Origin of the sequence: Leucobacter iarius, assembly GCF_039530105.1 — a bacterium.
GTDB lineage: Bacteria > Actinomycetota > Actinomycetes > Actinomycetales > Microbacteriaceae > Leucobacter > Leucobacter iarius.
Genome location: NZ_BAAAOB010000001.1, coordinates 904,824 through 918,949 on the forward strand (window position 1 = coordinate 904,824; position 14,126 = coordinate 918,949).

Here is a 14,126-nt window from a genome sequence, read left to right on the forward strand (position 1 = left end):
GGCGCGTCAGGATCCGCTATCGAATGGTGCCATAATGGTTTCGCGGCGGATTCTCAGCAGTGCAGCACGCTCGTGGCCATTCGCCCGTCCGCGCTGCCGTGAACCCGTGTGATGTTGCCGTAGGCGATCGCCTACGGCCCACGATTCGAGGAGGGTGCACGTGTCAGCCCAAACGGCAGAGGTCGCGCCAGCGGCGAAGAAGCGGGAACGCGTGGGCGGCACGCTCTACCGCGGCAGTGTCGGAATGTGGTCCTGGGTGCTGCACCGCATCACCGGCGTGGCCATCTTCTTCTTCCTGCTCGTGCACGTGCTCGACACGGCGCTCATCCGCGTGAGCCCCGAGGCGTACGACGCCGTCATCGGCACCTACAAGACCCCCATCATGGGCCTCGGCGAGCTCGGCCTGGTGGGCGCGATCGTGTTCCACGCCTTCAACGGCCTGCGCATCATCCTGGTCGACTACTGGAGCCAGGGCACCAAGTACCAGCGCGTGCTGTTCTGGGTCGTCGTCGTGCTGTGGGCGATTACGATGCTCGGCTTCGCGCCGCGCCACCTGATGAACGTGTTCGGTCACTGAGGCGAGGAGACGAGAGATGACGACGACGATCGAAGCTCCCCGCACGCAGCCTGCGGCCAAGAAGCGCACCAACTGGGAGAAGTGGGGCTGGATCTACATGCGCGCCTCCGGCGTGCTCCTGGTGGTCCTGATCTTCGGCCACCTGTTCTCCAACCTGATGGTGGGCGACGGCGTGCACGCCATCGACTTCGCCTTCGTGGGCGGCAAGCTGTCGAGCCCCTTCTGGAAGGTCTGGGACCTCCTGATGCTGTGGCTCGCGCTCATCCACGGCGCCAACGGCATGCGCACCATCGTGAACGACTACGTGTCGAAGCCCGGCGTGGCCAAGGCGCTCAAGGTCGCACTGTTCCTCGCGGCCGCCCTGCTGATCCTGCTCGGCACCCTGGTCGTCTTCACCTTCGATCCGTGCCCCGCCGGAGCCGACCCCTCGCTGGTCGCCTCCTTCTGCACGGCCAAGTAACAGTTTTCGAACGGAGTAGCTACACGTGACTACCAACACCCACGAGGGCGAGGACGTGACCGTCAAGGACGGCGTCACCTACCACCAGTTCGACGTGGTCATCGTCGGCGCCGGCGGCGCCGGTATGCGCGCGGCGATCGAGGCCGGCCCGAAGGCCAAGACCGCGGTCATCACGAAGCTGTACCCGACCCGCTCGCACACCGGTGCCGCGCAGGGCGGCATGGCTGCGGCGCTCGCCAACGTCGAGGACGACAACTGGGAGTGGCACACCTTCGACACCGTCAAGGGCGGCGACTACCTCGTCGACCAGGACGCGGCGGAGATCCTCGCGAAGGAGGCCATCGACGCGGTCATCGACCTCGAGAACATGGGCCTGCCCTTCAACCGCACCCCCGAGGGCAAGATCGATCAGCGCCGCTTCGGCGGCCACACCCGCGACCACGGTAAGGCGCCCGTTCGCCGCGCCTGCTACGCGGCCGACCGCACGGGTCACATGATCCTCCAGACGCTGTTCCAGAACTGCGTCAAGCTGGGCGTGAACTTCTTCAACGAGTACTACGTGCTCGACCTGGTCATGACCGGCGAGGGCAAGGACCGCAAGCCGTCCGGCGTCGTGGCCTACGAACTCGCGACCGGCGAGCTGCACGTGTTCCAGGCGAAGTCGATCGTCTTCGCGACGGGCGGCTTCGGCAAGATCTTCAAGACCACCTCCAACGCGCACACCCTCACGGGCGACGGCGTCGGCATCGTGTGGCGCCAGGGCCTCCCGCTCGAGGACATGGAGTTCTACCAGTTCCACCCGACGGGCCTCGCAGGCCTCGGCATCCTCCTCACCGAGGGTGCCCGAGGCGAGGGCGCGATCCTGCGCAACGCGAGCGGCGAACGCTTCATGGAGCGCTACGCCCCCACCATCAAGGACCTCGCACCCCGCGACATCGTCGCGCGCTGCATGGTCCAGGAGGTGCTCGACGGCCGCGGCGCCGGCCCGCACAAGGACTACGTCTACCTCGACTGCACCCACCTGGGCGCCGAGGTGCTCGAGACCAAGCTCCCCGACATCACCGAGTTCGCACGCACCTACCTGGGCGTCGACCCCGTGACCGAGCCGGTCCCGGTGTTCCCGACCGCGCACTACGCGATGGGCGGCATCCCGACCAACAACAACGCCGAGGTGCTGTCCGACAACGACACCGTCGTCCCGGGCCTGTACGCCGCGGGCGAGTGCGCCTGCGTCTCGGTGCATGGCTCGAACCGCCTGGGCACCAACTCGCTGCTCGACATCAACGTGTTCGGCAAACGCTCGGGCAACAACGCGGCCGACTACGCGGTCACCGCCGAGTTCGTCCCGCTGCCCGAGGACCCCGCCAAGAACGTGCGCGAGATGGTCGACAACTTCCGCAACGGTACGGGCACGGAGCGCGTCGCCGACCTCCGCAAGGAGCTGCAGGAGGCCATGGACCGCGGCGCCCAGGTGTTCCGCACCGAGGAGTCGCTCACCGAGGTCCTCGGCGTGATCCACGACCTGCGCGTGCGCTACGTCAACGTCGGCGTGCAGGACCGCGGCAAGCGGTACAACACCGACCTGCTCGAGGCCATCGAGCTGGGCTTCCTGCTCGACCTCGCCGAGGTGCTCGTCTTCGCGGCGCGCAACCGCAAGGAGAGCCGCGGCGGCCACATGCGCGACGACTACCCGAACCGCGACGACGAGAACTACATGCAGCACACCATGGCGTACCTCACCGGCGACCCGCATTCGCCGAACCCCGAGGACCACATCACGCTGGGCTGGAAGCCGGTCGTCTTCACCAAGAACGAAGAGGGCGAGTTGCGGTACCCGCCGATGGAGAGGAAGTACTAACCCATGAGCGCCACCTCCAACGGTCCCGGCACCCCCGCCGAAGAGGCCGGGCTGAAGCCGTTCAACGTCACCCTGCTGGTCCGCCGCTACGACCCCGAGTCGGGCCGCGAGGCGTACTGGGAGGACTTCGACGTCCCCATGTACCCGACCGACCGCATCCTCGATGCGCTGCACAAGATCAAGTGGGATCAGGACGGCACGCTGACCTTCCGCCGTTCGTGCGCGCACGGCATCTGCGGTTCGGACGCGATGCGCATCAACGGCAAGAACCGCCTGGCGTGCAAGACCCTGGTCAAGGATCTCGACATCACCAAGCCGATCACCGTCGAGGCGATCAAGGGCCTGCCGCTCGAGAAGGACCTGATCGTCGACATGGAGCCGTTCTTCGCGGCCTACCGTCAGGTGCAGCCGTTCCTCGTCTCGGGCGCAGCTCCCGAGGGCGGCAAGGAGCGCAAGCAGACCATCGCCGACCGCGAGCGCTTCGACGACACGACCAAGTGCATCCTGTGCGCGGCGTGCACGACCTCGTGCCCCGTGTTCTGGACCGACGGCCAGTACTTCGGCCCGGCCGCGATCGTCAACGCGCACCGCTTCATCTTCGACTCGCGTGACGAGAACGCCCAGGTGCGCCTCGACATCCTCAACGACACCGAGGGCGTGTGGCGCTGCCGCACCACCTTCAACTGCACCGACGCGTGCCCCCGTGGCATCCAGGTGACCAAGGCCATCGCCGAGGTCAAGGCCGCGATCCGCACCGGGAAGACCTCCTAAGCAGATCGGCGCTATGCAGGAGCTCTGGCAGCGGGTGCTCCGCCTGCGTCCGTACCGTGCGTTCTCGCACTTCACGGACGTGGGCGGCAGCACCCTTTCTGCTGGAATGAGCTATCAGGCCCTGTTCGCCGTGTTCGCGGCGCTCTGGGTCGGGTTCGGCGTGCTCGGGATCACACTGCGCGGGCACACCGAGCTGCTCGACACGATCGTCACCCAGATCAACACGCTCGTCCCCGGTCTCGTCGGCACGGGCGACGAGACCAATGCCGCCGTCAAGATCGACGTGCTGCTGGAATCTCGCTCGATCACCTGGCTCAGTGTCGTCGCGGGTGCGTCCCTGCTCTGGGTGGTGCTCGGCTGGTTCACGAGCACGCGGCGTTCGATCCGGCTCATCTTCGGCCTCGAAGTCAAGCAGTACCGGAACGCGCTGCTGCTGAAGCTGCGCGACTTCGTGCTCGCGATCGGCTTCTTCATCGCGCTGCTCGTCTCGGCCGCGCTCACCGTGATGAGCTCGGGCCTCACCGACTTCCTGTTCTCGCTCTTCGGAGCTGATCCCGACAGCTGGCTCTTCGGGTGGCTCGGTGCGTTCGCGCGCTACGGCGCGCTCTACCTGTTCGACGTGCTGGTGCTCGTCGCGATCCATTGGTTCCTCGCCGAGGTGTCGGTGCCGTTCTGGTCGCTGCTGCGGGGCGCCGCGCTCGGCGGTGTGGCGCTCTTCGGGATCAAGGTGCTCGGTTCCGCGCTGCTCGGCGGCGCGACGAGCAACCCGGTGATCGCCACCTTCGCGGTGTTCGTCGGCCTGCTGCTGTGGTTCAACATCGTCTGCCGGATCCTGCTGCTCACCTCGTCGTGGATCGCCACCGGGCTCGATCCCTCGTTGGGCCTGCCGCAGGAGGAACCGGTCCGCTCCGGGGAGTGAACCGGCACCTCCTGCGGTTCAGGAGCAGCCGGCGAGCGTGACGTCGAGCGCCGCCGCGGATCCCGTCGAGCCGGTGAAACCGATGCGCACCTGCACGTCCGCGAGCGTGACCCCCGCGGGCAGCTGGGTCGTCGTCCCGCCCAGCAGGCTCGGCGAGGTCCAGGAGTTCGACGAGCCGTAGGTGCCCACCGACATGGACTGGGGCGAGCGCCCCGGGACCTGCACGGTGAAGAACACCGTTCCCGGCGTGGACGCGTTGCCGACCAGCTGGGCCATCGAGCCCGACGGAGCGGACGGTGTCAGCGTGCACCCTGCATAGCCCGCGGACGGTGTCGGACTCGGCGTGGGCGTCGGAGTCGGCGTCGGGGTCGGTGTGGGCGTCGGCCCAGGGGAGGGCGACGGGCCGGGCGACGGCGACGGACTCGGGGTGGGCTGCTGCCCGTCCGCGCCTCCCGTGCCGCGTGCCGCCGCGACGGCCTCCGCCGCTGTGCCGCCGGTCGGGGTCGGGGTCGGGGAAGTCGTCGACTGATCGGTGGGCTTCCGATCGGGTGACTTCGACGGGGATGCGGGCTTCGAGGCGCGTCCGGGCGTCCGCTCCGCCGTGCTCGAACTGGGCGCGGTGGGCCGGGTGCCGGTTGCCGTGGGTGAGAACATCACGGCCCCGGTGATCGCGGCCGCTGCGGCGACTCCCACGGTCGCGACGATCGCGACCGGGGTGGCGATGCCCGCGAGGAGCCCGGTACCGGCCGCGGCGGCGGCGCCGCCCGCAGTGGCCCCGGCGCCGGCGCCCGCGCCCGCGCCGGTGGCGGCCCCGGCCGCTCCGGCTCCGGTTCCCGCTCCTGCGCCGCTGGAGCGCGCGATCGAACCGACCGCGGCCGCGGCCGTCGCGCCGCCGACGGCCGCGCTCCCGTGGCCGAGCGCGGCGAGCAGCGCGCCCGTGCCGCCGAAGCCGAGCAGCGCGATGGCGAGCGTGCGAGCCAGATCGAGGTCGAGCACGCGCAGCTCTTCGGACGCGCTCCGGCACGGAGCGCAGTCGTCGAGGTGGGCCTCCACCGCGCGCCGCTTGCCTGGCGTCAGGCGGTGCTGGCCGTAGCGCTGCAGCAGCTTGCGGGTGGACGCGCACTCCTCGGAGACGACATCCTGTTCGACGTGGGCGTCGATCCACGCGGTGCGCAGCGCCTTGCGGGCGCGCACCGCGAGCGCCGAAACGCCGTTCGGCGAGACGCCGAGGATCGACGCGATCTCGCGGGGCGGGAGCCCCTCCACCTCCGTGTACCAGAGGACGGCCTGCCAGCGCTCGTTCAGCGTGGTGAACGCGCGCGCGACGGTGTCGTGATCGAATCCCTCGTCGGCGCCCGGGATCTCGGAGTCCGGAGTGGGCACCGTGTCGGGTTCGGCGTCCTGTTCGAACGAGCCGCGGTCGGTGTCGGCCGCCGTCGTCTTGATCACCCGGTAGAGATACGGGCGGAACGCGCCGGTGGGCCCGCGGCCGTCGCGCAGGAGCGCGAGGATCTTGAGATAGGCCTCCGAGACCAGGTCGTCGGCGTCGAGATGCGGCGCGAGGCTGCGGGCGGCGACCCGGCCTGCGGCCGAGTGCCGGCTCCAGAGCTCGGCGAATGCCGCGGTGTCTCCGGCGCGGCTCGCTTCGAGCAGTGCCGGGTCGTCGCGGTCGTGCGATGGTGAACCGAGGTTCGGCATGGCAGCAGAAGTCCCCCTTGTGCATTGACTGCAAGACCGCCCGGCGTGTGCCGATCCGGTCCTCCCCCTGCCAGCTGCGGATCGGAATGTTCCGACCGCCGCCGTCTGCAGTGTCGATGGTACCCGCGACACGCCGAAAGAAAGAATTTCGGAAACTCGCGTCATGAAACGACGGATCGCCCGTGTTATGAGAGTGCCCGGTCTCCGCCGGTTCCTCTCCCCCTAGCAGGACCGTCGGGGGCCGGGCGCATCTACGTGGCGGCCGCAAGGCCGTGGGGAAGGGAAACACGACGATGAAACCTGCGGAAACGACGGGACGGCAGGGTGCGCGCAGACGCGTGCTCGCGATGCTCGTCTCGGTGCTGACAGTACTGATGGGCGCGATCGCGCTCACGCCGGCCGCCGCCCAGGCCGCGTCCGGTGAGATCCGGGAGTCGGCGCTCACCATCGTGAACGACGGCACGAGCAACGTGCCGGGCGACTCCTCCACCACCGACGGCAAGGTCGCGGTCGGCAACCGTGCGAGCTTCGCCTGGTCGGTGACCGTCAACGAGCTGACCGACGGCGTGCTCACGCAGACCCTTCCCGAGGGATGGAGCTGGGACCAGCAGTCGCTCGTCACCTCGGGCATGCAGAACCCCGGCGGGCTCAACGGCTACACCTCGTCGTTCGAGGTCTCGCCCGACGGCCGCACCCTCACCCTGCATCTTTCATCGAGCGTCGGCGCCGCGGGCACTCAGATCATCGAATTCCGTTCGCCCACCGCCGTCGTGAGCCGCACGGCGGCCGCGGTGAACGCGACCTACACCCCGGAGCTCACGGTGACCGACGGTGCGGGGACGAAGACCGTTCCGGCGACCGGTTCGCCCAGCACGCTCACCACGGTCGGCGCCGAGCGCATGGACCTCATCAAGGGCGGGCGCACCGGTGGTGCAGCGGCCGAGGGGACCTTCGACTTCGGCAACGGGCCCGAGCCCGCGCTGCGCCACTCGTTCTACGTCGAGCTGCAGTACGGCAGCGGGATCGGCGACCTGCCGTTCAAGTGGCAGGGCCCGATGGCGATCGACGACGCTTTCACTCTCACCAAGGACGGCGCGAACGCGCTCGGCAGCGGCCAGGCGATCACGCTCGGCAGCAAGTCCCACCCGGGTCTCGACGTGAAGCTGCAGAACGTCGACGCGGCGAACGGCAAGTTCCAGGTCGTGTTCGACAGCATCCCCGATGCGCCCTCGGTGTGGACCGACGTGAACATCTGGATCCCGCGCTCGCAGGTGCCGAACACGACGGCCGCGGGCACCTTCCCGATCGTCATGTCGAACACCGTCTCGCAACCCGCGGGCGCCGACTGGAAGAGCGCCGACGGCGCCCCGCTGAGCGACTGGACCAACGGCAACAACACCCAGGTCCGCAACTACGAGGTGAAGGATCCGATCGACGGCGGCTGGGGCGCGCAGCTCTGGTACGACCTCGTGCAGCCGAAGAACAGCAACCAGGGCGTCAACGGATACGGCGTGCTGCCCGGCTCCAAGTTCGGGGGCAGCATCCGCTACGTCCCGGCGATCACGCAGCCCGCGGGTACGAGCACCATGGTGCCGACCCCGGCCACCGGCCTGAACCTGATCCAGCGCTGGAACCCGGCCGACGCCGTGCTCGACCCGAGCGTCGCCGACGAGGTCACCGCGTTCGATCCGGCGACCGGAGCGGCCAAGCCCAGCACCGAGGGCACCGACTACCGCGTGTACTACACGACCGACACGGTCGACAACGCGAGCCCGACGTGGGTGCCGCGCAGCGGCTTCACGGGCGACGTGAACACCGTCACGGGTATCCGCTACGAGTACATCGGCAACGGCGGGGTGTTCAACCCGGGCACCGGCGCCTCCGACTTCGCGCGCTACCGCTGGCAGGCGGTCCCGCACTTCACCGTCGTGCGTCCGCTCCCCGCGGCCGGCACCAACGACCTCGCACGGATCCTGCTCACGGGCTCGGCCCAGACGACCTCCCCGGCTGCACCGGGCGCCATCGCCCGCGACCTCTACGTGCGAGCCGGCGGAGCGGCGATCTCGAAGAAGGGCGTCGTGCTCGATTCGAGCGGGGACGTGCAGAAGCCCGAGACCGTGTACCTGAACGCGGGCCAGTCGGTGCGCTACACGATCACGCCGCAGCTCACCGGTATTGCCGGCGGGCTCGAGCCCGACGACGCGAGCGCGCTGACGATCCCGAACGTGGTTGTCGCCGACTGCCTGCCGGCGAACACGCTGCCGAACACGCTGAACTTCGACTCGCTCGACACGAGCAAGTGGAAGGTCACGGCCATCACGCCGAACGCGTGCGGCAACGGCACCCGGACGGCGATCTCGTTCGCCTACCAGGGGCAGGCGAAGTACGCCGATCCGCTGGTGCCGATCACCTTCTCGATCGGCACCTCCCAGGTCGCGCCCGCCGGATCGGCGTTCGACAACTACGCCGAGATCCGTGCCGACGGCATCTTCGCGGCGAACGGCGGCCCCGCCGCCTCCACGAGCGCGATCATGTACGCGTCGCAGCTCAACGTGGCCCGCGTCGAGAAGGCGACCAAGTCGCCGGTGATCGAGCGCGGCTCGCTCGCCACCTACGACGTGACCTGGTTCAACTTCCTCTCGACCTCGCGCGGCAAGAGCGCCTTCGTCGACGTGCTGCCCTACAACGGGGACCCGCGGGGCACCTCGGTGCACGGCGCGGTCACGCTGAATGCGGCATCGCTCAGCGCCGACGGCGCGACCGGGGCGAAGCTGCAGCTCACCACCGATCCCGCGATCCGGACGGGCAGCGCGGGCACCGCGCCGGCCGACGGCGTGACGTGGATCGACTACGCGCAGGCGACGCCCGCGGAGATCTCCGCGGCCACCGCGCTCCGCGTCTCGATCAGCGACTTCGTCGCAGGGCAGAAGAGCGTCGGCACCCTCAGCTACAGTCTGAAGGCGCCCGACGCGGTGAACGGCGACGTGCTGCGCAACACCGTGACCGGTTCGCTCATGGAGGGCGCCACCGCACTGCCGGCCGGCGCTCCCGTCGACGTCCGGATCCAGAGCAGCACCATCACCGGCACGGTGTGGAACGACGCCAACGGCAACGGCGCGCGCGAGGTCGGCGAGCAGGCGATCCCGGGCGCGAAGGTCGAACTGCTGAGTGGCGACGGCGCGACCGTGCTCGCGGAGACCACGAGCGACGCGAGCGGCGGGTACGCCTTCCCGAACCGGACCTCCGGCGACTACCTGATCCGCGTCGACATGTCGACCCTGCCCGCCACCGGCGGCGCCTGGTCGAACACGGCGGCTCCCGCGAACGGCTCGAACGGTCGCTCGGGCACGGTCAAGGTGCTCGCGGGCTCCGACCTCGCCGGCCAGGACTTCGGGTTCCGCGACAACGTCCCGAGCCTGAAGCTCGAGAAGTCGGGCGTCGCGCCGGCGAAGATCGAGGCGGGCCAGCCCGTCACCTGGACCTTCACCGTCACGAACACCGGCAACACGCGCCTCGAGAACGTGCGCATCAGCGACGCGCTCCCGGGCATCAGCTCGATCGGCTTCGTGCAGTGGCCGAACGCCGCCCAGCCGGGCGTGCTCGGCACGGGGGACACGGTCACCGCGACGGCGACCTCGCCGCTGACGCAGGCGCAGATCGATGCTGGCGTCGCCGTGAACACGGCCAAGGCCGAAGGCGACTCGGCGGTGCCGAGCTCCACCGTGTCCTCGGACGCGACGGCCCGCGTGGTGCTGCCCACCACATCGGGGATCTCGCTCGACAAGACCGCGACGATCGGGTCGGGCACCGACCCGGCCGATGCGGTCGCCGGTGACACCGTGCACTACTCGTTCACCGTGAAGAACACCGGTTCGGTGACGCTGAGCGACGTGCAGGTGAAGGACCAGCTCGCGGGGCTGTCCGGGATCCAGTTCGGCGCGTGGCCGGATCCGGCGAAACCGGGCACGCTGCTGCCGGGCCAGGAGGTGCGCGCGACCGCCGATCTGACGCTCACGCAGGCGCACATCGACGCCGGCGCGCTGAAGAACGAGGCGACCGCGACGGGCACCGCGCCCGACGGGGGCTCGGTGAGCGATGACGACTCGGTGACCCTGCCGTTCGACAACCGCCCGCTGATCGACCTGCAGAAGACCGCGACCGGCCCCCAGGGACGTGCCGCGGCCGGTGGAACGGTCGACTACGCCTTCACCATCACGAACGCCGGCAAGTCGACGCTGCACGATGTGAAGCTCTCGGACGAGCTCGCGGGGCTGTCCGCGATCGAGTTCGGCGCGTGGCCGGATCCGGCGAAGCCGGGCACGCTGCTGCCGGGCCAGCAGGTGCGCGCCACCGCGAAGCTGACGCTCACGCAGACGCACATCGATGCCGGGTCGCTGACCAACACCGCGACCGCGACGGGCACCGATCCCGCAGGAACCGGAGTGCAGGCCGACGACTCGGCGCAGCTCGGGTTCGGCCAGGCTCCGTCGATCTCGCTCGAGAAGCACGGCGCGCTGTCGAAGGACCAGCGCACTATCCGCTACTCGTTCACCGCGAAGAACACGGGCAACGTCACCGTGTCCGGCGTGAAGATCGAGGACCGCCTGCCGGGTCTCGGGTCGATCGAGTACGCGTGGCCGGGCAAGCCGGGCGTGCTCGCCCCGGGCGAGACGGTCACCGCGACCGCCGAACTGCCCGTGACCGAGGCCATGCTCGGGACGCAGGTGAAGAACACGGCGACCGTCTCGGGTAAGACCGAACTGGACGCCAAGGTCTCGGCGCAGGACACGGCGCTCGTGAAGGTTCCGGCGAAGGCCGCGAAACCGGATCTCGTCGTGACCGGTGGTCAGAGCCTGTTCGGGCTGGCCATCGCGGCGCTGCTCGCGATCGGCGCCGGTGGCGTGCTGCTGCTGCTGAGGCGACGCCGCGCCGAGCAGTAGGACGGCGAGGCTGAGGCGGGCCGGCCGGGAGCGATCCCGGCCGGCCCGTCGGCGTCTCCGCGGGCGTCCCCGCGGGCGCGCGTGCCGGGATCGCAGCCCCGGCCGGCCCGCTCGCTCAGCCCGCGGCGGTGCCGGCGCCGGTCCCCGCCACGCTCACCGCGCGGAACGCACGGGGCAGCGCGGCGACGATGTCGAGCGCGGTGATGGGGGAGCCTGCGCCGTTCGCTGCGGGGTCGCTCGCCGCGATGCGTGCGGCGGAATCGTGCAGCAGGGCCGCGGTCGCGCCGAGCTCGACCAAGGCCGCGGGGTGCTCGCGCACTCGTTCCGCGTGCGTCGCCACGAGCGCGCCGAGGATCCCGGCGAGCGCGTCGCCCGTCCCCGCGGTCGCGAGCCAGGGCGTCGACGGGCCGTGCGCGATCACGCGACCGTCCGGACCCGCGCAGATCGAGACGGATCCCTTGAGCAGCACGGCGGCGCCGAGCTCGGTCGCGAGGGCGACGGCGGCCTCGCCGCGTCGCGCGACGCCGCCCGGCGAGCCGTCGTCCGGGAGCGGGGCGCCGCGGTGCAGCCGCTCGAACTCTCCGAGGTGCGGAGTGAGGATCAGCGGGCCCGTCTCGCCCGCGACGCGTGCGACGAGATCGAGCGCCCCCGCGTCGACGACGGCCGGGGTGCCGCTGCGCAGCAGCGCGACGACCTCGGCCTCCTCGGCGGCCGTGCGCGTGCTCGGATCGGTGCCCGATCCGAGCAGCCAGGCGTCGCAGCGTCCCGCGCCGAGCACGGTCTCGGGGTGCCGGGCGAGCACGGCCGCGGCCGGTGCCGGCAGATCCCGAGGCGCGTCCTCGAGCGGCGGGACGTACCGGACCATGCCGATGCCGGTGCGCCACGCGGCCGAGACGCCGATCACGGCAGCGCCGGGATACTGCGCCGAACCCGTGCGCGCGGCGAGCACGCCGCGCCGGTACTTGTGGTCCTCGGGCGATGGACGCCGGAGCCAGGCCGCCGCGCGGCCGGGCGACCAGCGCTCGAGCGTGCTCACGCCGATTCCGCCTGCAATCCGTCGAGGTGCTCGCGGATCGCGGCCTCGAGGCGCCGCAGGCGCTTCTCGGCCTTGCGCCGACGATCGGCCACGGATCCCTTGCCCGACCGCGCATCGAGGTAGATCTTGAGCTTCGGCTCGGTCCCGCTCGGCCGGATCATGATCCGGGACCCTCCGGCGAGGTCGAAGCGGAGCACGTTCGCCGGGACCTCGGCCGCGCCGGGCGCGCGGAGGTCGATGAAGCGCTTCACCTCGACGCCGTCGAACGCGGTCGGCGGATCCTGCCGGATCAGTTCGGCGAGCCGCTCCACCCGGTCGATGCCGTCGAGCCGCACCACGACCTGGGCGCTCGCGAAGTGCCCGAACCGCTCCGACGCCTCGTCGAGGCGATCCCACACGGTGCGCCCCTCCGCGGCGAGCTCGCGCACCATCGCGATCGCGTCGGCGCTCGCCTGGATCCCGTCCTTGTCGCGGACGACCCCGGGGAACGGCAGGTAGCCCAGCGCCTCCTCGTAGCCGAACACCAGGTCGGGTACGCGGGACACCCACTTGAACCCCGACAGCGTCTCGACGATGCCGAGCCCGTGCGCCCGAGCCACGGCGCCGAGCGCCGGCGAGGAAACGATCGTGTTCGCGAGCGCACCCGAGACGGGGAGGTCGTCGCGCTCGGCCTCGCGCAGCCGTCGTTCGGCGGCGCGCCAGCCGAGCAGCAGGCCGAGCTCGTTGCCGCTGAGGCGGCGGTAGGCGCCCCCGTTCGCCGGATCCGGGGCCGCGAGGCCCAATCGGTCGGCGTCGGGGTCGTGCGCGACGATCAGGTCGGCGCCGACGTCGCTCGCGAGCGCGTAGGCGAAGTCGAGCGCGCCATCCTCCTCGGGGTTCGGGAACGCGAGGGTCGGGAACTCGCCGTCGGGGCGGTCCTGCTCGGGCACCGGCACCACGTGCGGGAGGCCCGCCGCCGAGAACACGCGGCGACCGAGCTCGGCGCCGACGCCGTGCATGGCGGTGTAGACGACCGTGAGCGAGGCGGTGAGGTCGGACTCGGCCTCGGGCGCGATCCCCGCGACGACCGCAGCCGCGGTCTCGCGCACGTACGTATCGGCGAGCTCCGGTCCGGCGATCGTGATCCCGGTGCCGCGGGCGATCTCCGAGAACGGCCGGTCGGCGGCGACCGCGATGCGGGCCGCGATCTCGGCGTCGACGGGCGGCGCGATCTGGGACCCGCCGTCGGCGTCGCCGAGGTAGACCTTGTAGCCGTTGTCGCGCGGCGGGTTGTGGCTGGCGGTGATCATCACACCGGCCGACGCACCGAGGTGGCGCACGGCGAACGCGGTGAGCGGGGTGGGCCCGGCCTCCGGCAGCAGCGTGACGCGGATCCCCGCGCCCGCGAGCACCTCGGCGGCGTCCCGCGCGAACACCTCGGACCCCACACGGCCGTCGTAGCCGACCACCGCGGTGGGCGGGCTCGTCGTCTCGCCGCGCGTCGCGCGGTCGCGCAGATACGCGGCGAAACCGGCGCTCGTCTGCGAGACGACGACCCGGTTCATCCGGCGGGGTCCGGCGCCGAGCTCGGCGCGCAGTCCCGCGGTGCCGAAGCCCAGGCGGCCGTCGAAGCGGTCGCGCAGCTCGGCGCGCGCGGCGTCGTCGCCGGCCTCGGCCGCGTCGGCCAGGGCCTCGGCCTCGGCTCGGGTCTCGGGATCGGGATCCTGGGCCGCCCAGGCGCGCGCATCCGCGCAGAGCTGAGCGTCGGTGGTCTCGGTCATCGCTGCCCCTTCCGCGTTTCCCCCAGCGGTCGATGCTTCACGCTAGCACCCGCGCGGCGGCGGTCCCGGCGCGTCGCGGGGGTGTTCGGGTGCGCAGCTGCGGAACC

The 14,126-nt window shown here is 70.9% G+C and carries 9 protein-coding genes; 6 read left to right on the forward strand and 3 right to left on the reverse strand.

The window, feature by feature from the left end; genetic code table 11:
• Positions 1–160 precede the first annotated feature (160 nt).
• The 5 genes from sdhC to ABD169_RS03930 are packed head-to-tail and all read left to right on the forward strand — an operon-like array spanning position 161 to position 4,585.
• Positions 161–577 carry a succinate dehydrogenase, cytochrome b556 subunit gene (gene sdhC, locus ABD169_RS03910; protein WP_344029576.1) on the forward strand — a complete coding sequence of 139 codons (417 nt, stop codon included), beginning with the start codon at positions 161–163 and terminating at the stop codon, positions 575–577.
• Positions 578–593: 16 nt separating this feature from the next.
• Positions 594–1,037 (forward strand): succinate dehydrogenase, hydrophobic membrane anchor protein, encoded by a 444-nt coding sequence (gene sdhD, locus ABD169_RS03915; RefSeq protein WP_046454247.1) that lies wholly within the window; start codon positions 594–596, stop codon positions 1,035–1,037.
• Positions 1,038–1,062: 25 nt separating this feature from the next.
• Positions 1,063–2,895, forward strand: coding sequence for a succinate dehydrogenase flavoprotein subunit (sdhA, locus tag ABD169_RS03920; RefSeq protein WP_046454248.1), 1,833 nt, complete (start codon positions 1,063–1,065; stop codon positions 2,893–2,895).
• Between the two features lie 3 nt (positions 2,896–2,898).
• Positions 2,899–3,666 carry a succinate dehydrogenase iron-sulfur subunit gene (locus ABD169_RS03925; protein ID WP_344029579.1) on the forward strand — a complete coding sequence of 256 codons (768 nt, stop codon included), beginning with the start codon at positions 2,899–2,901 and terminating at the stop codon, positions 3,664–3,666.
• A gap of 13 nt (positions 3,667–3,679) precedes the next feature.
• Complete coding sequence (locus tag ABD169_RS03930) at positions 3,680–4,585, forward strand: YihY/virulence factor BrkB family protein (RefSeq protein WP_344029582.1); 906 nt, start codon at positions 3,680–3,682, stop codon at positions 4,583–4,585.
• Between the two features lie 18 nt (positions 4,586–4,603).
• Here the strand turns inward: ABD169_RS03930 and ABD169_RS03935 are convergent, their stop codons facing one another.
• Positions 4,604–6,283, reverse strand: coding sequence for a sigma-70 family RNA polymerase sigma factor (locus ABD169_RS03935; RefSeq protein ID WP_344029585.1), 1,680 nt, complete (start codon positions 6,281–6,283; stop codon positions 4,604–4,606).
• Positions 6,284–6,576: 293 nt separating this feature from the next.
• On the opposite strand from ABD169_RS03935, the gene ABD169_RS03940 reads away from it, so the two are divergent.
• Positions 6,577–11,223 (forward strand): DUF7507 domain-containing protein, encoded by a 4,647-nt coding sequence (locus ABD169_RS03940; RefSeq protein WP_344029588.1) that lies wholly within the window; start codon positions 6,577–6,579, stop codon positions 11,221–11,223.
• 115 nt (positions 11,224–11,338) lie between these two features.
• On the opposite strand, the gene ABD169_RS03945 is transcribed toward ABD169_RS03940, so the two are convergent.
• Positions 11,339–12,259, reverse strand: coding sequence for an ADP-dependent NAD(P)H-hydrate dehydratase (locus ABD169_RS03945; protein ID WP_344029591.1), 921 nt, complete (start codon positions 12,257–12,259; stop codon positions 11,339–11,341).
• Positions 12,256–14,019: a phospho-sugar mutase gene (locus ABD169_RS03950; protein WP_344029595.1), complete on the reverse strand. Its 1,764-nt coding sequence runs from the start codon at positions 14,017–14,019 to the stop codon at positions 12,256–12,258. Before ABD169_RS03950 ends, ABD169_RS03945 begins: the two co-directional genes overlap by 4 nt.
• Between the last annotated feature and the right edge of the window lie 107 nt (positions 14,020–14,126).